The organism is Brachybacterium sp. J153 (assembly GCF_036311905.1).
In the GTDB taxonomy this organism is placed as follows: domain Bacteria; phylum Actinomycetota; class Actinomycetes; order Actinomycetales; family Dermabacteraceae; genus Brachybacterium.
Map to the genome: position 1 here is coordinate 1 of NZ_JAZDCH010000023.1, position 20,723 is coordinate 20,723.

17 protein-coding genes are annotated in these 20,723 nt (G+C 73.3%); 6 read left to right on the forward strand and 11 right to left on the reverse strand.

Features of this window, described 5'->3' with window-relative positions; genetic code table 11:
* Positions 1 to 71 precede the first annotated feature (71 nt).
* The 3 genes from ileS to V1258_RS10750 form a co-directional block, all read right to left on the reverse strand.
* Positions 72 to 3,368: an isoleucine--tRNA ligase gene (ileS, locus tag V1258_RS10740; protein WP_329749694.1), complete on the reverse strand. Its 3,297-nt coding sequence runs from the start codon at positions 3,366 to 3,368 to the stop codon at positions 72 to 74.
* A 292-nt stretch (positions 3,369 to 3,660) separates the two neighbouring features.
* The gene (locus V1258_RS10745; RefSeq protein WP_329749695.1) at positions 3,661 to 5,169 is read right to left on the reverse strand and encodes a sensor histidine kinase; all 1,509 of its coding nucleotides are present in this window, start codon (positions 5,167 to 5,169) and stop codon (positions 3,661 to 3,663) included.
* Positions 5,166 to 5,921, reverse strand: a complete 756-nt coding sequence (locus V1258_RS10750) for a response regulator transcription factor (protein ID WP_329749696.1) — start codon at positions 5,919 to 5,921, stop codon at positions 5,166 to 5,168. Before V1258_RS10750 ends, V1258_RS10745 begins: the two co-directional genes overlap by 4 nt.
* 221 nt (positions 5,922 to 6,142) lie before the next feature.
* Between V1258_RS10750 and V1258_RS10755 the strand changes: the two genes are divergently transcribed.
* Both V1258_RS10755 and V1258_RS10760 read left to right on the forward strand, forming a co-directional pair.
* Positions 6,143 to 6,436, forward strand: coding sequence for a hypothetical protein (locus V1258_RS10755; RefSeq protein WP_329749697.1), 294 nt, complete (start codon positions 6,143 to 6,145; stop codon positions 6,434 to 6,436).
* Between the two features lie 93 nt (positions 6,437 to 6,529).
* Positions 6,530 to 6,802, forward strand: a complete 273-nt coding sequence (locus V1258_RS10760) for a 2Fe-2S iron-sulfur cluster-binding protein (RefSeq protein ID WP_329749698.1) — start codon at positions 6,530 to 6,532, stop codon at positions 6,800 to 6,802.
* A gap of 27 nt (positions 6,803 to 6,829) precedes the next feature.
* On the opposite strand, the gene V1258_RS10765 is transcribed toward V1258_RS10760, so the two are convergent.
* The 8 genes from V1258_RS10765 to V1258_RS10800 form a co-directional block, all read right to left on the reverse strand.
* Positions 6,830 to 7,108: a hypothetical protein gene (locus V1258_RS10765; protein ID WP_329749699.1), complete on the reverse strand. Its 279-nt coding sequence runs from the start codon at positions 7,106 to 7,108 to the stop codon at positions 6,830 to 6,832.
* 177 nt (positions 7,109 to 7,285) lie between these two features.
* Complete coding sequence (locus tag V1258_RS10770; protein ID WP_329749700.1) at positions 7,286 to 9,148, reverse strand: ABC transporter ATP-binding protein; 1,863 nt, start codon at positions 9,146 to 9,148, stop codon at positions 7,286 to 7,288.
* Positions 9,148 to 9,963: an SDR family oxidoreductase gene (locus V1258_RS10775; protein WP_329749701.1), complete on the reverse strand. Its 816-nt coding sequence runs from the start codon at positions 9,961 to 9,963 to the stop codon at positions 9,148 to 9,150. The genes V1258_RS10770 and V1258_RS10775 overlap by 1 nt, the downstream gene beginning before the upstream one ends.
* Before the next feature lie 51 nt (positions 9,964 to 10,014).
* On the reverse strand, positions 10,015 to 10,941 hold the full coding sequence (locus V1258_RS10780; protein ID WP_329749702.1) for a cation diffusion facilitator family transporter: 927 nt from the start codon (positions 10,939 to 10,941) through the stop codon (positions 10,015 to 10,017).
* Positions 10,941 to 11,345 (reverse strand): ArsR/SmtB family transcription factor, encoded by a 405-nt coding sequence (locus tag V1258_RS10785; RefSeq protein WP_329749703.1) that lies wholly within the window; start codon positions 11,343 to 11,345, stop codon positions 10,941 to 10,943. Before V1258_RS10785 ends, V1258_RS10780 begins: the two co-directional genes overlap by 1 nt.
* Before the next feature lie 48 nt (positions 11,346 to 11,393).
* Positions 11,394 to 12,872 (reverse strand): FAD-dependent oxidoreductase, encoded by a 1,479-nt coding sequence (locus V1258_RS10790; RefSeq protein ID WP_329749704.1) that lies wholly within the window; start codon positions 12,870 to 12,872, stop codon positions 11,394 to 11,396.
* Entirely contained in the window at positions 12,869 to 15,085 is a 2,217-nt protein-coding gene (locus tag V1258_RS10795; RefSeq protein ID WP_329749705.1) for a molybdopterin oxidoreductase family protein, read from the reverse strand. Before V1258_RS10795 ends, V1258_RS10790 begins: the two co-directional genes overlap by 4 nt.
* A gap of 120 nt (positions 15,086 to 15,205) precedes the next feature.
* Positions 15,206 to 16,480 carry a dicarboxylate/amino acid:cation symporter gene (locus tag V1258_RS10800; protein WP_329749706.1) on the reverse strand — a complete coding sequence of 425 codons (1,275 nt, stop codon included), beginning with the start codon at positions 16,478 to 16,480 and terminating at the stop codon, positions 15,206 to 15,208.
* A gap of 105 nt (positions 16,481 to 16,585) precedes the next feature.
* On the opposite strand from V1258_RS10800, the gene V1258_RS10805 reads away from it, so the two are divergent.
* The 4 genes from V1258_RS10805 (at position 16,586) to V1258_RS10820 (ending at position 20,663) form a co-directional block, all read left to right on the forward strand.
* Positions 16,586 to 17,398 carry an ABC transporter permease gene (locus tag V1258_RS10805; RefSeq protein ID WP_442878614.1) on the forward strand — a complete coding sequence of 271 codons (813 nt, stop codon included), beginning with the start codon at positions 16,586 to 16,588 and terminating at the stop codon, positions 17,396 to 17,398.
* Positions 17,391 to 18,242, forward strand: a complete 852-nt coding sequence (locus tag V1258_RS10810) for an ABC transporter permease (RefSeq protein ID WP_329749708.1) — start codon at positions 17,391 to 17,393, stop codon at positions 18,240 to 18,242. Before V1258_RS10805 ends, V1258_RS10810 begins: the two co-directional genes overlap by 8 nt.
* A complete protein-coding gene (locus V1258_RS10815) occupies positions 18,239 to 19,261 on the forward strand; it encodes an ABC transporter ATP-binding protein (RefSeq protein WP_329749709.1) in 1,023 nt (340 codons plus the stop codon). Before V1258_RS10810 ends, V1258_RS10815 begins: the two co-directional genes overlap by 4 nt.
* Positions 19,262 to 19,367: 106 nt before the next feature.
* Entirely contained in the window at positions 19,368 to 20,663 is a 1,296-nt protein-coding gene (locus V1258_RS10820; RefSeq protein ID WP_329749710.1) for a hypothetical protein, read from the forward strand.
* The last annotated feature ends 60 nt before the right edge of the window (positions 20,664 to 20,723 follow it).

The window sequence follows — 20,723 nt, forward strand, 5'->3', positions numbered from 1 at the left end:
AAAGGGGCTAAAAAAAAAGTGGGAGACGCGGCGGCTCCCCCCCACCCCCGCCCCCGAGGGACCTGCCCTGCTCAGGCCTTCGCGACGCCGACCGTCACGGTGCCGCCCGTGACGGCCTCGGTCGAGGCGTGCGCCCCCGCGACGGGCTCGGCACCGATCTCGACAGAGACGGCGAGGACCTCCCCGGCCACGAGCTCGCGGTGGGCGCCGACCGCCTCGACCACGGCGGCATCGCCGCTGAGGGTCAGGATGATCCGGTCGGAGACCTCCAGGCCCGCCTCGCGGCGCGCCTGCTGGATCGCGCGGATCACGTCGCGGGCGGTGCCCTCCGCCTCGAGGTCGGGGGTCACCCGGGTGTCGAGGGCGAGGAAGTCACCGCCGCGCAGGACGCCGACGGCACGCCCCTCGATGGCCGCGGACTCCCCGGCGACGAGGTCCAGCGAGTACTCGCCCTCGACGAGGGCGAGCCCGCCCGCGGTGACGGTGCCGTCCTCCGCCTGGGACCAGTCGCCGCTCTTGGCGCCCTTGATCGCCTGCTGCACCTGCTTGCCCAGGCGCGGACCGGCGGCGCGCGCGTTGACGCTCAGGCGCTGCTCGACACCCATGCCCTGGGCCTCCTCGCTCGTGACGTCCAGCAGGCGCACGGCCTTGACGTTGAGCTCGTCGGCGAGGATCGCCCCGAAGGGCTCGAGGGCGGCGGGATCGTGATGGACGACCACCAGCTCGGCGAGCGGGAGACGCGCCCGCAGGCCCTCCTTCTTGCGCAGGGCGTTGCCGGCGCTCGCCACCGCGCGCACGTCGTCCATGCGCGCAATCAGCTCCGGGTCCTGCGGGAAGAGGGAGTCGTCCGGCCAGTCCTCGAGGTGGACGGAGCGGCCGCCGGTGAGCTGCTTCCAGATCTCCTCGGTGACCATGGGCAGCAGCGGGGCCGCGACCCGGCAGAGGGTCTCCAGGCAGGTGGAGAGCACGTCGATGGCCTGCTCGTGGCCCTCCCAGAAGCGGTCGCGGGAGCGGCGCACGTACCAGTTGGTGAGCATGTCGAGGTAGTCCTCGATCAGCTCGACCCCGTCGGCGATAGCGAGGGCGGTGAGCCGCTCGCGGACGCCCCGCACCAGCTCCCCGGTGCGGGCGAGCAGGTAGCGGTCCATGACGTCGTCGGACTCGTGGCGCGGGCGGCCGCGGTAGCCGGCGGGGATCCCGCTCGCGTCCTTCTCCCCGGCCGCGTTCGCGTACAGGCCCAGGAAGTACCAGACGCTCCACAGGGGCAGCACCACCTGGCGCGCGGCGTCGCGGATCTTGGGCTCGTCGACGATCAGGTTGCCGCCGCGGAGGATCGGCGAGGACATGAGGAACCAGCGCATCGCGTCGGCCCCGTACTTGTCGAACATCTCGCGCACGTCCGGGTAGTTGCCCAGCGACTTCGACATCTTCTGGCCGTCCTCGCCGAGCACGATGCCGTGGCAGATCACCGAGGTGAAGGCGGGGCGGTCGAACAGGGCGGTGGACAGCACGTGCATGACGTAGAACCAGCCACGGGTCTGCCCGATGTACTCGACGATGAAGTCCGCCGGGTTGTGGGACTCGAACCAGTCGGTGTTCTCGAAGGGGTAGTGCACTTGGGCGAAGGGCATCGAGCCGGAGTCGAACCAGACGTCGAAGACCTCCTCGACGCGGCGCATCGTCGAGGCCCCGGTGGGATCGTCCGGGTTCGGGCGGGTGAGCGCGTCGATGTAGGGGCGGTGAAGGTTGACCTCGCCGTGCTCGTCGCGCGGGAGTGTGCCGAAGGCCTCCTCGAGCTCGGCCAGGGAGCCGTAGACCTCGATGCGCGGGTGGTTCGGGTCGTCGCTCTTCCACACCGGGATGGGGGATCCCCAGTAGCGGTTGCGGGAGATCGCCCAGTCGCGGGCACCCTCGAGCCACTTGCCGAACTGGCCGTGCTTGACGTTGCCGGGCACCCAGTCGATCTGCTCGTTCAGCTCGAGCATCCGCTCGCGCTGGTCGGCGACCTTCACGTACCAGGAGGAGACGGCCTTGTAGATCAGGGGGTTCCGGCAGCGCCAGCAGTGCGGGTACGAGTGCACGTAGCTGGCCTCGCGGAACAGCCGGCCCATCGCCTTCAGGTTCCGGATGATCGGGCGGTTGGCCTCGAAGACCTGCACCCCGGCGATCTCGTCGAGGGCGGTGCCGCGGAAGTAGTCCAGGAATTGCGCGCCGTCGTCGACGGAGACGATCACGGGGATGCCGTACTCGGCGTTGACCTGCTGATCGATCTCGCCATAGGCGGTGGCCTGGTGGACCACGCCGGTGCCGTCCTCGGTGGAGACGTAGTCGGCGACGGTGACGATCCAGGCGTTCTCGGTGCCCCACTTCGCACGGTCCTCGGAGTAGACCGTCCACAGCGGCTCGTACTCGACATGCTCGAGATCGGCCCCCGCGAGGGTGCGCTCCTCCACCGCGGCGGCCGCGGCGTCGGCGTCCTCGTAGCCGAGCTCCTTGGCGTAGGAGCCGACGAGGGCGCGGGCCAACAGGTAGCGGGCCTCGCCCGCGGCGGCCCCGTCGGCCGCCCCGAGGGGTCCGGCGGGAACGACCGCGTACTCGAGCTCGGGGCCGACGGCAAGGGAGAAGTTGGTGGGCAGCGTCCACGGGGTGGTGGTCCAGGCGAGGGCGCGGACTTCCCCGATCCCCAGCTCCTGCGCCTTGGCACCGCGGAAGGGCAGGGTGACGGTGACGGTCTGGTCCTGACGGACCTGGTAGACGTCGTCGTCCATGCGCAGCTCATGGGCGCTGAGCGGCGTCTGGTCCTTCCAGCAGTACGGGAGCACGTAGTAGCCCTCGTAGGCGCGGCCCTTGTCATAGAGGGTCTTGAAGGCCCACAGCACGGACTCCATGAACGTCACGTCGAGGGTCTTGTAGTCGTTCTCGAAGTCGACCCAGCGCGCCTGCCGGGTGACGTACTCCTCCCAGTTCTTCGTGTACTTCAGCACGGAGGCGCGGGCGGCGTTGTTGAAGGCCTGCAGGCCCATGTCCTCGATCTCGGACTTCTCGGTCATGCCGAGCTCCCGCATCGCCTCGAGCTCGGCGGGCAGGCCATGGGTGTCCCAGCCGAAGCGGCGGTCTACCTTGCAGCCGGTCATCGTGCGGAAGCGCGGGATGACGTCCTTGACGAAGCCGGTGAGCAGGTGCCCGTAGTGGGGCAGACCGTTGGCGAAGGGCGGTCCGTCGTAGAAGACGAACTCCTCGGCGCCCTCGCGGCGCGCGATCGAGGCGCGGAAGGTGTCGTCGGTGCGCCAGAACTCCTGGATCGCGTTCTCGAGCGCGGGCAGGTTCGGCGAGGGGACGAGCGGGTCTCCGGAGACCGGGTAGACCATGGGAGGACCTCCGAGGAAGGACGGGGACGGCGGTGGGACGGCGATGCTGCTGTCCGAGGACGTCGCCGGCGCGCGGCCGGTGGCGCGGTACCACCTCGGTTGACACCTCCGCGGCGCGGTGCCGCTCGGGTCTCCCCTCGTTCCTCAGCTGTGACGGGCTGGTCCCGGCGGGTTCTACTGGGCGGGCGGCGGCTCCTCGCGGATCCGTGCTCGTGCTGTTCTTCCCGCGGCTCGCCGGTGATGGCCGGGTCGATGCCGATGGCGGTCAGTGTACGCACCGCCCGGTGCCCGGTCACTCCGAGGCGAGCGGAAGAGACACGGTGAACACGGTGCGGCCGGGCTCGGAGGAGACGGCGATGCTCCCGTCGTGCGCCTCGACGATCGCCCGGACGATCGAGAGCCCGAGCCCCGAGGTCCCCTCCCCACCGGAGCGGGCGCGGTCGGCGCGGGTGAAGCGGCTGAACACGTCCGGCAGCAGCTCCGGATCGATGCCGGGCCCTGCATCGGCCACCTCGAGCCGGGCCCCGCCGGACTCGGCGCTCAGCCGGACCGCGACGGCGGTGCCCTCGGGGGTGTGCTTGCGGGCGTTGGAGAGCAGGTTGAGGACCACCTGGGCGAGCCGCGCCTCCTCGCCGGCGACCATCACCGGCTCGTCCGGGACGGACACGTCGAGCGGATGGTCGGGCCCGGCGGCGCGGGCGTCCATGGCGCACTCCAGCACGATCTCTCCGAGGTCGACCGGGACGCGGACCAGAGGCGCGTGGTCGTCGAGGCGGGTGAGCAGCAGCAGGTCCTCGACGAGGGAGGTCATCCGCCCGGACTGGGCCTGGAGCCGGTCCACGGACTGCCGGCCCCGGTCGCTGAGCTCCTCGGTGAGGCGCAGCATCTCCGTGTAGCCGCGGATGGCGGTAAGGGGGGTGCGCAGCTCGTGGGAGGCGTCCGCGATGAAGCGGCGCATCCTCTCCTCGCTGCGGTGCCGCGTCTCGATCGCGCCCTCGACGTTGTCGAGCAGGAGGTTCAGCGCGGCGCCGACGTCGCCGACCTCGGTCCCGGGCACGGCGTGGCGCGCCGGGACCCGCTGCTCGAGGCGGACGCTGCCGTGCTCGAGCGGGGTCCGGGCCACGTCCGAGGCGAGCTCGGCCACGCCCTCGAGCGGCGAGAGGGTGCGACGCACCAGCAGCGAGCCGCCGATCCCGGTGACGACCAGGGCGCCGAGCCCCGCGCCGAGCAGGGTGAGGTCCAGGCGCAGCAGGGTCGAGCGGTTCTCGGCGAGCGGCAGGCCCGTGACCACCGCGGCGGTGTCGTCGAGCGGCTGGAGCATGACGCGGTAGGCACCGATGGAGAGGGTGACGGAGACGGCGTCCCCGGGCGATCCCGCCGCCCCGGGGCTCGTCCCCGCTGCCGCCGCGAGCTCGTCGACCGCCGCCTGAAGCGCGTCCCGATCCTCGACGGTGAGCTGCCGCAGCTCCCCGGCGTCGTCCCGCCACAGCGCGGCGGTGACGGCACCGTCCTGCAGGTGCGCGGTGAGCTCGTACTCGCCGCTCCCGGGGCCGTCGCCCCCGCCGCCGGGGGTCCCGGCGCCGAGGTCCCCCGGGTTCAGCGGCAGGTTCCCGAGCTCGCGGGCGCCGGCCCGCTCGGAGGCGCGCTGCAGCTGAGCATCGAGCTCGGCATCCAGCTGTCGGCCGACGGAGACGTGGGTGACCAGGCCGACGGCGAGGCAGACGACCGCCACGGTCGCGAGCAGCAGGGCGACCAGCGTGGTGCGCAGGGCCGCCCGACGGCGCGTCGGCGCGCCCGTCATCCGCCGGTCCCGGTCGCGGGCTTGAGCACGTACCCCGCGCCGCGGACCGTGTGGATCATCGGCTCGCGCCCGACGTCGATGCGCTTGCGCAGGTACGAGATGTACAGCTCGACGATGTTGGCCTGCCCGCCGAAGTCGTAGTTCCACACGGCCTCGAGGATCTGCGCCTTGGACAGCACCTTCTGCGGGTTCTCCATGAGGTACTGCAGCAGCTGGAACTGAGTCGCGGTGAGGGCGATCGTCTCGCCGCCCCGCGTCACCTCATGGGCGTCGAGGTCCATCACCAGGTCGCCGACCACGAGCTCCTGGTTGCCCTGCGCGACGACGCCCGAGCGCTGCACCAACCGGTGCAGACGCAGCAGCACCTCCTCGATCGTGAACGGCTTGGTCACGTAGTCGTCGGCCCCGGCGGCGAGCCCGTCGATGCGGTCGGCGGGAGCGTCCATCGCGGTCAGGATCAGGGCGGGGATCTCGGGATGCAGCGCGCGGATGCGGCGCAGAACCTCGACACCGTCGAGGCCGGGCAGCATGCGGTCCAGGACGAGCACGTCGGGCCGGTTGCTGCGTGCGAGCCGCACCGCCTCGAGGCCGTCGCCGCACACCGTGACGTCCCAGCCGACCATCTGCAGCGGGAAGCGCAGCAGATCGGCGATGGTGGGCTCGTCCTCGACGACCAGGACGCGCACGGGCCCGCCGTCGGGATGCGACAGCGCGGGCAGGGCGGCGAGGGCGGATCTCGCGGACTCGGTCACGGGGCGCCTCCACGGGGACGGTCGATGCGGGCCTGTCGGCACGGGCGGCCCGGCCGGTGGAGCCGAGAGTAGCCCCGCGCTCCCCGATGAGGGACCGATCCGCCCCGCTTCCGAGCAGGTCACAGCGAACCCGGTCCGCGCGCACAGGACCGGCACAGGTGGGCGGCCTTGCATGGTCGCCATCGGCAGATCGCCGCACGGGACCCGAGGGAGGATCCGGCATGGACGAGGACGGCACGACAGCAGACGGACCCGGAGACGCCGCAGACGGCGGGGTCGACGCCCAGCCCCCGCGGAGCCTCCGCGGGCGGGCGACCGCGAGCGTCGCCGCCCTCGGCGCCGCGACCCTGCTGGTACTGAGCTTCGGCCCCGCGGCGCTGGCCCTCTCCCCCACCGCGTCGGCCGCCGGATCGTCCGGTGTCGCGGACGCCGTGTGGACGACCCCGCTGACCGGTCAGACTCCGATCCTCGCCCTCCCTCCCCGCTCCGCGGAGGAGGACGGGTCCGACGGGTGAGGCGTGGCTCACCTCCTGCGCGGCCGTCGAGGGTGGGAGACTGGTTGCTCCATGGAGTCGCCCGACCGGGCGGCCGACGCAGAAGGAGCGAGGATGTCGCTGTTCGGAGAGCCCTTCACCGCCAAGTGCCTGAAGTCCGGGGTCACCGTCGAGGTCGCCGAGGGGCAATCCCTGCTGCAGGCGCTCCTGGACGCCGGGGTCTCGATGGACTACTCCTGCGAAGGTGGGGTGTGCGGCACCTGCGTGGTGCCCCTGGTCTCTGGCGACGTCGAGCACATGGACGAGTTCCTGATGGACGACGAGAAGGACTCGCAGATGATCACCTGCGTCTCGCGCGGCGAGGGCGAGATCGAGATCGACGTCTGATCGGCGCCGGGCGCTGAGCCCCGCCGACTAGAGCCGCGGCCCCGCCACCACCCAGGCGAGCGCCACCAGCGCGACCAGTCCCGCGGCCGCCACCAGAGCCACCGGGAGCGGCGCCGTCGGCCCCACCACGAGCAGGACCAGCACCCCGAGGGTCGCGACCAGCAGCATCGCCGCGAAGAGCACCGGGCGACCCCCGAGCGGCTTGCGCGAGCGGGCGGTCAGCGCGGACTCGGAGCCGGGTGCGGTGGAGATCGCCAAGGGGTCCTCCTCGGGGGTGCGGTGCGGCATCGGGCGCGGATCCTTCATCAGGGGCTCCCCGGGTGGATCCGTGCGTCGGGGCATGTGACTCATCCTCCGCGGCGGCACCGCGCAGGGCGTCCCCCGGCGGAGGGGTGAGGACCCCGTCTTTGGTCGACGGCTCCACCGGGGCGGTCAGACCTCGGGGGGACGCTCCCCGCAGAGGCACGCGAGCCGCCCCGGGGATCAGCCCTCGACCGCGCCCTGGTCCCGCACCGCCACCTCGTCCCGCACCGCGAGCTCGGCGAAGGCCCCGCCGGCGGCGAGGAGCTCCGCATAGGTGCCGCGCTCGATGATCCGGCCCGCGGAGAGGACCACGATCTGGTCGGCGTCGCGGATCGTCGAGAGGCGGTGCGCGATGGAGATGACCGTGCGGCCGCGGGAGACGGCGTCGAGCGCGCCGGACATGGCGCGCTCGGTCGCGGTGTCGAGGGCGGAGGTCGCCTCGTCGAGCAGGAGCACCGGCGGGTCGCGCAGGATCGTGCGGGCGAGCGCGAGGCGCTGCTTCTCGCCGCCGGAGAACCGGTAGCCCCGCTCCCCCACGATCGTGGCGTAGCCGTCGGGCAGGGCGGCGATGTGGTCGTGGATCTGGGCGATCCGGCAGGCGGCGACGAGCTCCTCGTCGCTCGCCCCCGGCCGGGCGAAGCGGAGGTTCTCGGCGATGCTCGCGTGCAGCAGGTAGGTCTCCTGGGTGACGACACCGAGGCACGCGGCGAGCGACTCGCGGGTCAGCTCGCGCAGGTCGTGGCCGTCGAGGGTGATGCGCCCGGACGAGGGATCGTAGAGCCGGGCGAGGAGGTACCCGGTGGAGGTCTTGCCCGAGCCGGTGGTCCCCACCAGCGCGGTGTGCTTCCCGGCGGGGATCACCAGGTCGATGTCATGGAGCGACGGCTCCTCCGCGCCGGGATAGGTGAAGTCGACGTGCTCGAGGCGCATCTCGCCGCGGGCGCCCGCCGGGTCGAGGTCGATCGCGCCGGGGGCGTCGGTCACGGTGAGCGGGGCGTCGAGGTACTCGAAGACCCGGGTGAACAGGGCGAGGGACGCGTTGACCTGGTTCGCGACCCGGAGCATGCCGTTGATCTGCGGGAACAGGCCCGACTGCAGGGCGATGAAGGCGACGAGCGTGCCGATGGTGACGCCGCGGTCGGCGAACAGCAGATGCCCGCCGAGGAGGTAGGTCAGCGCCGGGAACAGCGCCATCAGCGTCGTGAACACGGCCATGTGCCAGCGGCCGGCCATCTCGGAGCGCACTTCGAGATCGGCGAGCCCGCGGGAGTCGGCGGTGAAGTCGTCCACCAGGGCGCGGGTGCGACCCATGGTCAGGCCCAGCAGGATCCCGGAGACGGACAGCGACTCCTGGATGCCGGCGGAAAGGTCCGCCGCCTTCTCCTGCCGCTGCTTGACGATCGCCCGGCGGCGCCCGCCCACGCGCCGGTTCATCCACACCGCGAACGGCAGGGCGACGAGCGAGAAGAGGGTCAGCCGCCAGTCGAGGGCGAACATCGCGACGATCGCCATGAGGATCCCCGCGCCGCTCGAGACGATCTGGGTCATGACGTTGGTGACCACGGCCTGCATGGAGCCGATGTCGGAGAAGATGCGAGACTGGATCTCGCCGGTGCGGGTGCGGGTGAAGAAGCCCAGCCCCATCCGCTGCAGATGGCCGTAGACCGCGACGCGCAAGTCGTGCATGACGGACTGCCCCACCCGGGTCGAGAGCATCGCCTGGGTGACGCCCAGGGCGCTGGAGACGATGGTGACGGCGATCAGTCCGCCGACCGCCCAGGCGAGCAGGTCGGCGCGTTGCTCGGGCAGTGCGACGTCGACGATCTCCCGCACCAGGAACGGGGAGACGACGCCCGCCGCGGCGCCGAGCACGATCAGCGCGAGGACCGCGACGAGCGTCGCCCGGTACGGCGTGAACAGGGCGAGCACCCGGCGCACATCGGCCTTCTGCCCCTTCGGGAGCCGCTCCTCGGGTCCCCTGCCTCCGCCTCCGCCGCCCATACCCATGCCCATGCCGCCGCCCGGCATTCCGCCGTGGACCATCAGACCCCCTGGTGGCGCGCGACCCGATGCGCCGCGGCCTGTGCGAGGGGGCGCACGGTGACCAGGTCGAGGTTCACGTGGTGCGGGGCGTTCAGGGCATAGGAGATGACGTCGGCGCAGTCCTCGGCGGTGAGCGGGTTCTCGACCCCGTCGTAGACGGCGTCGGCCCGTTCCTGATCGCCGAGCCGCACGAGGGAGAACTCCTCGGTGTGCACCATGCCGGGGGCGATCTCGATGACGCGGACCTTCTCGCCGTTGAGCTCGAGGCGGAGCGCGGCGGCGAGCATGTGCTCCCCGGCCTTGGCGGCGTTGTAGCCGGACCCGCCGGGGTAGGCCTCGTGGCCGGCGACGGAGGTGACGAACAGCAGGTCGCCGCGGCCGCTCGTCCGCAGGGCGGGCAGCAGGGCGCGGGTGACACGCACGGTGCCGAGCACGTTGATGTCGTACATGCGCTGCCACTTGGCGAGGTCTGCCTCGGCGGCCGGCTCGACGCCGAGGGCGCCGCCGGCGACGTGGACGAGCGCGTTGAGCCCCTCGCCGAACAGCTCGCGGACCCGGCCGACGAGGGCGTCGACCGACGCGTCGTCGGTGATGTCGACGCCGAGGACATCGCAGCCGGTCTCGGCGGCGAGCTCCGCGAGGCGGTCCTCGCGGCGGGCGACGGCGAGGACGCGCCAGCCGTCGGCGACGAGGCGGGCGGCGGTCGCGCGACCGATGCCGGAGGAGGCGCCGGTGACCACGGCGGTCAGGGCGGGGGGCGGGACCGGAGACGCTGAAGACGCGGAGGACGCAGGGTGCGCGACGGGGGTGCTCATGGCACCGAGCCTACGTCCGCGGTCCAGCCCGCCCGGCCCCGGTTCGTGAGCTCACCAGGTGCTCTCCGCGTCAGTGCGATGCTCCGCCGGTTCGATCTGCAGGGTGCTGTGGTCGAGGCCGTGGGCCTCGCGCAGCACCTGCTGGGCGGCGTCGAGCACACTGTGGGCGTCGGCCCCCGGCTCCAGCCGCAGGTGGGCGGTGAGCACGTCCATGCCGGAGGTGAGCGTCCACAGGTGCAGGTCGTGCACCTCGGCGACGCCGGGGACCTCCCCGAGGTGGGTCTCGATGCCCTCGGCGTCGAGATGGCGCGGGGTCTCCTGGGCGAGCACCCCGAACACCTCGCGACCCAGCGTCACCGCGCGCACGGCGATGAACGCGCCGATCGCGAGGGCGACGACGGTGTCGGCGAGGGCGCTGCCGGTGAGGGCCACGAGCACCGCCGCGACGATCACGCCGATCGAGCCGACGGTGTCCGCGAGCACCTCGAGGTAGGCGCCCTTGAGGTTCAGGCTCTCCTGCGCCCCGGCGGCCAGCAGGCGCATCACCACGAGGTTCACGAGCAGTCCCAGCACGCCGACGACGAGCATCGGGCCGGTGTCGATCGCCGCGGGGGCGCCGAGCCGGCCGATCGCCTCGATCACCACCCAGACGGCGACGGCCAGCATGACCATCACCGCGAGCAGGGAGGCGAAGACCTCGACCCGGTACAGGCCGAAGCTGAGCCGACTGCTGCGGGCGGTGCGCGCGGCGAGCACGGTCGCGCCGAGGGCGGCGGTGAGGGTGAGGACGTCGGCGGCCATGTGCCCGGCGTCGGAGAGCAGGGCGAGCGAGCCGGTCAGGAGCGCCGCCGCGAGCTCGACGACGAAGAAGCCGCCGATCAGGACGAGGGAGATCGCGAGGCGGGAGCGATGGCGACCGCCGGCGCTGAGCGCCTCCGCGCCGCCGCCGTGGGAGTGGCCGCCGTGGCTGTGTCCCATCAGGCTCCCTCCCCGCGCTCGGGATGGCGCAGCGGTGAGTGCGCCGTGTGGGTGAGGGCGAGGTCCAGCAGCTCGACGACGTGCGGGTCCTCGAGCCGGTAGTACATGCGGCGCCCCTCGCGACGTGGGGCGACGACGCGATGGGCGCGCAGCAGCTTCAGGGCGTGCGAGGTCGCCGACTCGGACTGGCCGGCCGTGAGGGCGAGGTCGTGGACGCACAGCTCCCCGCCGCGCAGGGCGAGCAGGAGCGTGAGCCGGTGGGGCTCGCCGAGGAGGGAGAGGACGTCCGCGACGTCCGCGACCGCGGCGGGCGCCGGCAGGTGCGCGCGGGCGTGCCCGACGGCGGCAGGGTCCACGGCGTCGGGGCCGATCACCGTCACCTGATCATCTGATGAGACGTTCATGCGTTAAGGGTAGGAGTCGCGCTCCCGCGCGGGCAAGAGGGGCTACGCTCACACGGGGGCGGGCTCCCGGTCGCGGGAGGCGTCCAGCAGCTCCTGGATCCGGGAGCGGCAGGTGCCGCAGCCGGTGCCCGCGCGCGTGGCCCGCGAGACCTCCGCCGTGCTCCCGCAGCCGCCCGCGACCGCCGCGCACACGGTCCCCTTGGTGACGCCGTTGCACTGGCACAGGACGTCGTCCTCTGCCATGTCCGCCGCGGAGGCCGCCGGGGCCGCGGCCCGCGCGGCGAGCGGACGGGCGAGCAGGTGCACCGGGTCCCGCGGGACCGGGGTGCGCAGGGTGAACGCGGCGCTGAGCTCCGCCGCGGCGTCCTCGTCCCCCACGATCGTCGCCGCGACGAGGCGCCCCTCGTGCACGACCACCTCGGTGAAGCGGCCGCCCGAGGGATCCGCGAGCCGCACGGACCGCGGGGCGTGCAGGCCGGGCCCCGGCCGCTCGATGCGGCCCATGGTCACGAGCGCGAGCCCCACCGCCTTGACCCGCACCAGGTCCCCGCCCGTCCCGCGCGGCGGCGCGGGTGCCCGCGCCTCCTCTTCCCGCGGCCTCCAGGACTCGACGAGCCGGCGCGCCTGCTCCCAGCCCTGGGCGACGAGCCCGCTCGCCCCCTCGGGAGGCTGGGCGCAGTCGCCGATCGCGAAGACGTCCGGGTCCCCCGGGCAGGAGAGGTCCTCCCCCACCAGGACCCCCACCCCGCACTCGAGGCCCGCCGCCTCGGCGAGCGCCGTCTGCGGCACCGTGCCGGTGCACAGCACGAGGAGGTCCGCGGGCCGCGCCGAGCCGTCGGAGAGGTGCACCGTCTCGAGACGGCCCTCCGGCGCGTCGACGCAGGTCGCGCTCGCCGAGGTGACCACGGTGATGCCGAGCGTCTCGAGCGCGCCGTGCACGATCTCCGAGGCGTCGCGGTCCAGCTGACGCTCCATGAGCCGCTCACGGTGATGGACGAGGGTCACCCGCGCCCCGCGGCCGGCGAGTCCCGTGGCGACCTCGATGCCGAGCACGCCCGCACCGAGGACGACGACCTCGCCGCCGCCCTCGCAGCGGCGGAGGATCCGCTCGGCGTCGTCGAGGTCCTTCAGCGGGCTCACGCCGTCCACGAGCGGCGACTCCTCCGCGGCGCCCCCGGGCGCTCGCAGCCCGGGGACGTCGGGGATCCGCGCCGCGGAGCCCGTCGCGAGCACCAGACGGTCGTAGGGATGCGCCTCCCCGAGCTCGTCGTGGACCAGGTGCGAGGCCCGGTCGATGCGCACGGCCCGCACGCCGCGCAGCACGCGCGCCCGCTCCGGCCCCACCTGCTCGAGGGCGAGCGCGGCGGGATCCGCCTTCCCGGCGACCACCGAGGAGAGCTGGACCCGGTTGTAGGGGTCGTGGTCCTCCTGGCCGAGCACCGTCAGGCGCGCCTGCGGATCCGCCGCCGCGAGATCCGCGGCGACCCGGGATCCGACCATGCCGTGGCCGATCACGACGATCCTCATACGATGCTCCTCTGCTGGACGGTGACCACATCGGGGACGGGGACGGGCCGGGGCGCGGGGAGCACCTCCAGCGCCGTCACCTTGAAGCCGGGCATGCCGGAGAGCGGATCGGTCGCGCTGCCCGTGAGCAGGTTCGCGCTCCCCTCCCCGGGGTAGTGGAAGGGCATGAAGACGGTGTCCGGCCGGATCTCCTCGGTGACCTCCGCCGGCACCCGCAGCTCGCCGCTGCGGGTGCGCAGCAGCACCTCCTCGCCGTCCTCGATGCCGAGGAGGTCCGCGAGCAGGGGGTGCATCTGGGCGAAGGCCGCGGGCCGCGCGGCGAGCAGGGAGGGCACCCGGCGGGTCTGCGCCCCGGACTGGTACTGCTCGAGCAGGCGCCCCGTGACCAGGTGCAGCGGGGCATCGGCCCGGAGCGGATCGGCCGGGTCCTCGTGGGTCACCGGGAGCAGGCGGGCACGGCCGTCGGCCGTCGGGAAGCCGTCGAGCAGCGCATGCGGCGTCCCCGGATGGTCCGGGCCGGGGACGGGCCAGTGCATCGACCCCTCGCGGTCCAGCCGCTCATGGCTGAGACCGGAGTAGTCGGCGCGGCCACCCTCGGAGGCCCGGGCGAGCTCGTCGAACACGGCGGAGGCCTCGGCCGGGAAGCCGGTCGGAACGCCGAGCCGCGCGGCGAGCTCGCGGAGGATCCACAGCTCGCTGCGCGCCCCGCCCGGGGCCTCCCGCGCCCGACGGCGGCGGATCACGCGGCCCTCGAGGTTTGTCATCGTGCCCTCCTCCTCCGCCCACTGGGTGACGGGGAGGAGGACGTCGGCCAGCAGCGCCGTCTCGGACGGGACGGTGTCCATGACGACGAGCAGGTCGAGCGCGGCGAGCCGCTCCCGCACCCGGGAGACGTCCGGCGCGGAGACGACGGGGTTCGCCCCGCACACGAGAAGCGCGGAGGGACCGCCCTCCGTGCCGAGCATGCCGAGCAGCTCGACGGCGGGGACGCCCGGGCCGGGCAGGGACTCCGGGTCCACGCCCCAGACGGCGGCGACATGCGCCCTGTCCCCCGGGTCGGTGATCTTCCGGTAGCCCGGAAGCTGATCCGCCTTGAGCCCGTGCTCGCGACCGCCCTGCCCGTTGCCCTGGCCGGTGAGCGGGCCGTAGCCGGAGCCGCGACGGCCCACGAGGCCCAGCAGCAGGGCGAGGTCGATCGCGGCGGTGACGGTCGCGGTGCCCTGGGTGGACTGCTCGACCCCGCGGCCGGTGAGCACATAGGCGCCGCGACCGCCGCGGGACGGGGAGGCATCGGCGAGCATCCGCGCGACCTGCCGCAGCCGCCGGGCGGGGACCCCGCACACGGCCTCCGCCCGCTCGGGCCACCAGGCGGCGGCGCTCGCCCGCAGCGACTCGAGGCCCGTGGTGCGCGCGGCGACGTACTCGTGGTCCACGAGGTCCTCCGCGAGCACCACGTGGAGCAGGGCCAGCAGCACCACGAGGTCGGTGCCGGGCACCGGGGCGAGGTGCACGCCGGCGCCCTCCGCGGTGAGCGCCGCCGTCGCCGATCCGCGCGGGTCCGTGACCACGAGGCCGCCGCGGGAGCGCACGCCCTCGAGGTGCTGGACGAAGGGCGGCATGGTCGCGGCGAGGTTCGAGCCGAGCAGCAGCACGCAGTCCGCGCCGGCGAGGTCCGGGAGCGGGAAGGGCAGGCCGCGATCCAGGCCCAGCGAGCGGTTCGAGGCCGTCGCCGCGGCGGACATGCAGAAGCGGCCGTTGTAGTCGATGAGCCGCGAGCCGAGGACGACCCGCGTGAACTTGCCGAGCGCGTAGGCCTTCTCGTTGGTGAGCCCGCCGCCGCCGAACACGGCGACGGCATCCGCACCGCAGCGCTCCCGCAGCTCGTGCAGGTGGGTCGCGACGTGGTCGAGGGCCACGTCCCAGCCGACCTCCCGCAGCACCCCGTCCGCGCCGCGCAGCCGCGGCGCGGTGAGCCGGTCGGGGGCGGTGAGGACCTCCGCGGACGTCCATCCCTTGCGGCACAGGCCGCCCTGGTTCGTGGGGAAGTCACGGCCCTCGACGGTGAGCACGGGCCCGCCGTCGGCCCCGCCTCCCGCGGCGGCGGTGAGCGTCTGCGCGCACTGGAGCGCGCAGTAGGGGCAGTGCGTCGCCGTCCCCGACGGGGCGGCGCCTGCGGGGTCGCCGCCCGCGGGGGCGCTCGGAGTGCTCGGCATGGGCCGAGCGTGCGCGGCGGGAAGGACTTGCGTCGGCCCCGGGTCACCGCCCGGGACGCCGGGTCACGATCCGGTCACGGGTCCGCCGGGATCTCGCCGCCCGGGCCGCCGCCGCTCGGCTCAGGTGCCCTGGAGGTGCGGGGCCTCGTCGACCGAGAGGTCCCCCGAGACGCGGCCCCGGGACAGGCGCCCCATGATCGCCGCGATCGCACCGTCGCCGGTGACGTTCGTGGCGGTGCCGAAGGAGTCGATCGCGATGTACGAGGCGATCATCAGCCCCACCGCGGCCTCGCTGAAGCCGAGCATCGAGGAGAGGATGCCGGCGGCCGCCATGATCGCGCCGCCGGGGACGCCCGGTGCCGCGATCATCACCACGCCGAGCATCAGCACGAAGCCGGCGAGCGCCCAGATGTCGATCGGCATGCCCGTCACGAGCATGATCGCCACGGAGAAGGTGGTGATCTTCAGCGTCGAGCCGGCGAGGTGGATGGTCGCGCACAGCGGCACCACGAAGCCGGCGACCGCCTCGGGCACCCCGTTGCGCTTGGTGCACTCGAGGGTGACCGGGATGGTCGCGGCGGAGGAGCTGGTGCCGAGCGCTGTCATGTAGGCCGGGGCCATGGTCCACAGCATCCGCAGCGGGTTCTTCCCCACGGCGAGCCCGGCGACGGTGTACTGCGCCAGGAGCACCACCACGGTCATGGCGAACACCAGCAGCACCACGGCGAGGAAGGTGCCGATCACGGTCCAGATCTGGCCGTTCATGGTCAGGCCCAGGAACATGCCGAAGATGTAGACCGGCAGCAGCGGGATGATGACCGCCTCGATGGTGCGCACCACGATCGTGCGCAGCTGCTCGAAGCTCTCCTGGAGGGCGCCGCGGCGCACCAGCGTCAGGCCGATGCCGAGGCAGAAGGCGAGCACCAGCGCGGTCATCACCTCGAAGACCGGCGGGATCTCGATCGAGAAGTACGGGGCGATCGCGGAGTCCTCGGGGTTCTCGAGGCTCACCACCTCAGCGCCGTCGAGCATCCCCGGCAGCACCAGCAGGGACAGCGCGAGGGCGAAGAAGCCGCAGACGATCGTGGAGAGATAGGCGACGCCCGCCGTGGCGGCGAGCAGCTTCCCGGCACCGCGGCCGAGCTCGGCGATCGCCGGGGTCACGAGGCCCACGATGATCAGCGGGATGAGGAAGCCGAGGAAGCCCGAGAAGAGGCCGTTGAAGGTGGTGAAGACCCGGGCGATCGCCTCGGGCATCACCAGGCCCAGCAGGATGCCGAGCACGATCGCGACCGCGATCCGCGGCAGCAGGCCGAAGCGGGGACGACGCGGAGCGGCCGGGCCCGCGGGGTCGGGAGCGACGGTGCTCTCGGCAGGGGTGTCGACGGAGTTCATGGCAGTCCGGTTCAGGAGGAGGGGGGCGAGACCGCCACAGGCTACTGGTCCGGGAGACCGCCCGAGGTCCGGGCCGATCGTCACCCCTTGCGGCATGCCTCGCGGATGGCTACTGTCGCGCGGGTGTCCGTGCACTGGAGGGTCGCCGTCGCCGCCTTCCGGCAGTACTCGACCTACCGTCTCGCCACCGCCGCCGGGGTGTTCACCAACTCGGTGTTCGGACTGATCCGGGCCTCGATCCTGTTCGCCGCGATCGCGACGGCCGACGGCGAGCTGGCCGGGTACACCGCACTGCAGGCCGCGACCTACGTGTGGCTCGGACAGGCGCTGCTCGCCCCGATCGAGGCCTTCGGGACTCGCGAGGTGTCGCAGCGGGTGCACCAGGGCGACATCGCCGTGGACCTGCTCCGCCCGGTGCCCTTCCTGACCCTCTTCTACGCGCAGAAGCTGGGCCGCTCCTCCTTCCTCCTGCTGGGTCGCGGCCTGCCGCCGCTGCTGATCGGCGCCCTGATCACGGGCCTGGCTCTGCCCGAGGATCCGCTGTCCTACCCGCTGGGGCTGCTCTCGCTGCTGCTCGCGATCACCCTCGCCTTCCTCGCGGACATGCTCGTCAACCTCGCCGCCTTCTGGCTCGTGGAGACCCGCGGCCTGTCGGTGGTGTACATGGCGGTGATGAACCTGCTGTCGGGCTTCCTGATCCCCATCGTCTGGTTCCCCGACTGGTTGCTCGCGATCGCGCGCGCCACCCCCTTCCCCTCGATGATCCAGACCCCGATCGACACCCTCTCGGGGCGGATCCCCGTCGCGGAGGCGGCGGGCCTGGTCGCGGTGCAGGCGGGCTGGATCGCAGTGCTCGCCCTCGCGGCCTGGGCCGTGCTCCGCGCCGGGGTGCGCAGCCTGGAGGTGCAGGGTGGCTGAGCGCACCGCCCCTGCCGGCCGGCTCGACCCCGCGGACCGGCCGGTCTCGACGCCGCGGATGATCTGGATGCTGTACGCCTCCCGGATCCGCTCGCAGGCGACCTTCCGCACCAGCTTCCTCGCCGACGTGCTGGGCCAGCTGCTCGTGGTGGGCATCGAGTTCCTCGAGCTGTGGGTGATCCTCACCCGCGTCGGCACCCTCGGCGGGATGACCCTCGCCCAGGTCGCGGTGGTCTACGGGCTCGGTGCCCTCGCCTTCGGCCTCGCCGACATGTTCTTCGGGGAGACCGACTCGCTCTCCGCCGCGATCCGCTCGGGGAAGCTCGAGACCCTGCTGCTGCGCCCGGTGCCGATGCTGCTGCAGATCTCGAGCCTGGACCTGTCGCTGCGGCGCATCGGCCGGATCGGCGTGGGCCTGGTCATGTACGTCGCGGCGCTCGTCGTCGCCGACTTCTCGCCCCGACCGGAGACGCTGCTGCTCGCCGTGATCGCGCCCCTCGCGGGCGCCGCGATCTTCAGCGGCCTGTTCGTGCTCGCCGGGGCCCTGCAGTTCTGGCTGATCGACGGGCGCGAGTTCGCGAACGCCTTCACCTACGGCGGCAACTACGTCGCCACCACCCCCGGTGCGGTGTTCGCCCTGCCGCTGCGGGCCTTCTTCACCTTCGTCATCCCGGCGACCCTCGTCGCCTACGCCCCCACCCTCGTCCTGCTGGACCTGCCCGGTCCCGCGCTGATCCCGACGTCGGCCGGCTGGGCGGGCGCGCCCGCCGCCGTACTGGTGTGGATCGTCGCGGCCGTGCTCTGGCGGGCGGGGGTCCGCAGATACACAGGAGCCGGCGGATGAACACCCCCGAACCCACCCGACCCGATGCCGCCACCGCCCCCGCCTCCCCCGCCGTCGTGCTGGAGGACCTGCGCCGTGACTACGCGGTCCGCGCGGCCGAGCCGGGCGAGCGTCGGCGGCGCCGACGGATCGTGCGCGCGGTCGACCAGGTCTCCCTGCGCATCGAACGCGGGGAGGCGGTGGGTTTCGTCGGCGCCAACGGCGCCGGGAAGTCGACCACCATCAAGATGATGACCGGGATCCTGCGGCCGACGGCGGGTTCGGTGCGGGTGCTCGGGCGCGATCCGGTGCCCGAGCGGCGCCGTCTGGCGCGGGAGATCGGGGTGGTCTTCGGGCAGCGCTCGCAGCTGTGGTGGGACCTGCCGCTGCGGGAGTCCTACGGGATCCTCGGCGCCATGCACCGCCTCACCGAGCGGCAGCGCGAGGCCCGGCTCGAGCGGCTCGTCGAGGGCCTGGGCCTGGCGACCTTCCTCTCCCGCCCGGTGCGCCAGCTGTCCCTCGGCCAGCGGATGCGCGGCGAGGTCGCGGCGGCGCTGCTGCACTCCCCCGAGCTGGTGGTGCTCGACGAGCCGACGATCGGCCTGGACCTGGTCTCGAAGGAGGGGCTGCGGCGGTTCCTGCGCGAGGACCGCGCGGAGCGGGGCTCGACGCTCTTCCTGACCACCCACGACATGGGCGATGTCGAGCGGCTCTGCGAGCGGATCGTCGTGGTCAGCGAGGGGACGGTCGCCTACGACGGCTCCCTCGAGGACTTCCGCCGCCACCTCGGCGCGCCGCGCGAGCTGATCGTCGACCTCGCCGCCCCGCGGGATCACCTCGAGCTGCCGCCCGGGGTGCAGGAGTCCGGGGTCGAGGCCGACGGGATCCGGCATCGGCTCCGCTTCTCGGGGCAGGAGCACACGGTGCCGGGGATCCTCGCCGCGATCGGTGCCCAGGCGGAGGTGCGCGACCTCTCCCTCAGCGAGCCCGCGATCGAGGACCTGGTGCGGCGGATAGCCCAGAACGGCCCCACCGCCTGACCGATCCGGGCATCTCGCGTCGTCGTCACACGCCTTCCCCTCCCACCTGCGATGTCACAGACTGGGCGGGGACATAATGGACGACTACCCCGCGAGAAGGAGGACCATGGCCCGCTCATACGCCACCGTCGGCCAGATGCTCACCTATGCCGTCGACCGAGCCTCCTCCTCCCCGGATCTCGAGAACTGGTCCGAGCGCAATGTGCGCGTCGAGGTGATGCTGCGCCACATGCTCGAGTTCGTGCTGATGTCCCCGCGCAGCCGCGACGCCTTTCTGCGCGTGGTGGGTCGCACGGAGCACACCACCGGCTCGATCACGGCCGCCCCGCGGCTGCGTCGCTCCTCCCCAGACCTCGTCGCCGAGCTGCTCCCCTCGGACACCGAGAGCGACGACGGGGCGCGCCTGGCGATCTCGCTGCGCGTCGGCGGGCCCTTCTCGACCGCCCAGCTGCAGCAGATGCGGACGGCGCTGGGATCCTCCCCGCAGCATCTGCTGCTCGCGATCGCCCGCCACACCGATCGGGCCGAGCTCGACGGACCGGTGCCGGACGGCGTCGTCGCCACCAGCTGGGCGCGCGTCGGCCGCCGCATGCCGAAGGCGGATCCCGGTCACGCCCATCTCTGGGAGACCCTCGGCGAGGTCGGCGAGAACGCGGGCCGACCCGTCGTGCAGTTCCCCGTGGACGCGAAGCGCCTGCTCACCGACAAGGACACCGCCCGCGAGTTCCGCGCCCACCTCGACGTGCTGCACCACGCCTCCCGGACCCTGTTCGGCACCAGTCCCCGCTTCTCCACCCGCCGCGGTCAGACCGACGCCCACCTGCAGGCCGGCGTGGGCCGCACCCGCACCGGCCTCGAGTTCGCGGAGACGGACCACGGCTCCCCCGTGCACTTCCTGCGCACCGGCCAGTCGCCGGTCCCGCTCGGCATCGGCGCGCTGGTGGACGAGGCGGACCGTGCCGACGCCGAGGAGCGGCTCGCGCAACTGTCCCGGCGGACGGCCTGGCGCACCGAGGCCGGCTCCCCGCCTGAGACGGGCGAGCTGATCGGCGAGCCCGCCTCCTCCGCCGTCGAGGGCGCCCGGCTGCTGCTGTGGGCGGTGCTGAACCCGATGCTGCTGCGCGACCGCGGCTTCGACCTCGCCCCCGCCCGCCGCCAGCCCGCCCTGACCGCGACCTCCTTCGGGGTGCGCCTGGTGCAGCGCGGCGATGACTCCGGCACCGAGTACCGCCTGTGGGTGGGCGGCTCGCGCGAGTGGCGGAATCTCATCCCGCGGGTCACCCGCGAGGAGACCCCGGACCGGCCGTCCGAGACCTACGCGGTCGCGCCCCGCAAGAGCCAGTCGACGGCGGACTTCGTCTGGGAGGTCCACAAGGCGCTGCGCTCGCTGACGATCCGCTGAGGTACGGTCCCGGGCCCGCGGCCCCCGTCCCTCCAGCGCACAATGGAGCCATGGTGACCC

Excerpts from the sequence above, each read along its gene's own strand:
- ileS (WP_329749694.1), bottom strand. The coding sequence starts at position 3,368 with ATGGTCTACCCGGTCTCCGGAGACCCGCTCGTCCCCTCGCCGAACCTG.
- V1258_RS10745 (WP_329749695.1), bottom strand. The coding sequence starts at position 5,169 with ATGACGGGCGCGCCGACGCGCCGTCGGGCGGCCCTGCGCACCACGCTG.
- V1258_RS10755 (WP_329749697.1), top strand. The coding sequence starts at position 6,143 with ATGGACGAGGACGGCACGACAGCAGACGGACCCGGAGACGCCGCAGAC.
- V1258_RS10760 (WP_329749698.1), top strand. The coding sequence starts at position 6,530 with ATGTCGCTGTTCGGAGAGCCCTTCACCGCCAAGTGCCTGAAGTCCGGG.
- V1258_RS10765 (WP_329749699.1), bottom strand. The coding sequence starts at position 7,108 with ATGAAGGATCCGCGCCCGATGCCGCACCGCACCCCCGAGGAGGACCCC.
- V1258_RS10770 (WP_329749700.1), bottom strand. The coding sequence starts at position 9,148 with ATGGTCCACGGCGGAATGCCGGGCGGCGGCATGGGCATGGGTATGGGC.
- V1258_RS10775 (WP_329749701.1), bottom strand. The coding sequence starts at position 9,963 with ATGAGCACCCCCGTCGCGCACCCTGCGTCCTCCGCGTCTTCAGCGTCT.
- V1258_RS10780 (WP_329749702.1), bottom strand. The coding sequence starts at position 10,941 with ATGGGACACAGCCACGGCGGCCACTCCCACGGCGGCGGCGCGGAGGCG.
- V1258_RS10785 (WP_329749703.1), bottom strand. The coding sequence starts at position 11,345 with ATGAACGTCTCATCAGATGATCAGGTGACGGTGATCGGCCCCGACGCC.
- V1258_RS10790 (WP_329749704.1), bottom strand. The coding sequence starts at position 12,872 with ATGAGGATCGTCGTGATCGGCCACGGCATGGTCGGATCCCGGGTCGCC.
- V1258_RS10795 (WP_329749705.1), bottom strand. The coding sequence starts at position 15,085 with ATGCCGAGCACTCCGAGCGCCCCCGCGGGCGGCGACCCCGCAGGCGCC.
- V1258_RS10800 (WP_329749706.1), bottom strand. The coding sequence starts at position 16,480 with ATGAACTCCGTCGACACCCCTGCCGAGAGCACCGTCGCTCCCGACCCC.
- V1258_RS10805 (WP_442878614.1), top strand. The coding sequence starts at position 16,586 with ATGGCTACTGTCGCGCGGGTGTCCGTGCACTGGAGGGTCGCCGTCGCC.
- V1258_RS10815 (WP_329749709.1), top strand. The coding sequence starts at position 18,239 with ATGAACACCCCCGAACCCACCCGACCCGATGCCGCCACCGCCCCCGCC.
- V1258_RS10820 (WP_329749710.1), top strand. The coding sequence starts at position 19,368 with ATGGCCCGCTCATACGCCACCGTCGGCCAGATGCTCACCTATGCCGTC.